The 848-nt window shown below is 75.7% G+C and carries 1 pseudogene; it reads right to left on the minus strand.

The annotated features are described in order from the left end of the window. Positions 1–848 (minus strand): annotated as a pseudogene (locus G6N77_RS19555) (hypothetical protein); the annotation flags it as partial.

Raw genomic sequence — 848 nt, forward strand, 5'->3', positions numbered from 1 at the left:
GGCCTCGGCCTGGGCCTGCGCGGCGGCCGCGGCATTCTTGACCTCCTCCAGCCGGGCGATCACGTCCACCAGGGCGGACGGGTCCACCGCGGCCACCACCGCCCCGTCATAGCCGGCGGGCCCACGGGCAGCCGCCTCACCATTCACCGCGCCGTTTGCCGTGTCGTTCGCCGTCTCGTTCGCCGTGGCGTTCGCAGTGGCGTTTGCCGTGCGGTCCGGGATCGCGGACGGGCCGGCAGTGGGCCCGGCACCTGTGGCGCGGCGCGTTCCTCCGGAAGCTGCTAAGCCACGGCCCGCGGGCTTGCCAGCCCCCGGCACGGGTGCCGGGTCTGTTGGCCCGGCACCCGTGATGCCGCCCAGTGCCAGCACGACGTCGGTGGCCGCAGCAGCCTGGGACTGGGCCTTCGTGGCCGTTCCCCTGGCGGCGGAGACGTAGTGGGCCAGGTCCGCGAGGTTTCCCGCCGGGGCGCCGGCACGGATTTGCTGGCCGAGCCGGGCCGCCGCGTCCTCCGCCCGCCGGCACGCCCCCGCGGCGAGCTCGTGCGCCAGGGCCGCATCCAGCTGGGCCAGCACGACAGGGTCAAACGCCCCCGCGCACTGCTCCAGCAGGAGCCCGGCGGTGGACACCAGCACGGAACAGCCCTGCCCGGACGACACCGCGGCCCCGGCGAAACCCGGCCGCACACCCGGGGTCCCCGATGCCGGTTCCGGGGCTGCCAGGGGCACTCCGGACATCGCTTCCGCAGCGGCGAACGGCAGCCCCTCACCCGGGGTGGTCTGGCCCGGGGTGGTCTGGCCCGGAGTCCTTTGGCCCGGAGTCCTTTGGCCCGGGGTGGTTTGGCCTGCGG

The organism is Arthrobacter silviterrae (assembly GCF_011045165.1).
GTDB classification, from domain to species: Bacteria; Actinomycetota; Actinomycetes; order Actinomycetales; family Micrococcaceae; genus Specibacter; species Specibacter silviterrae.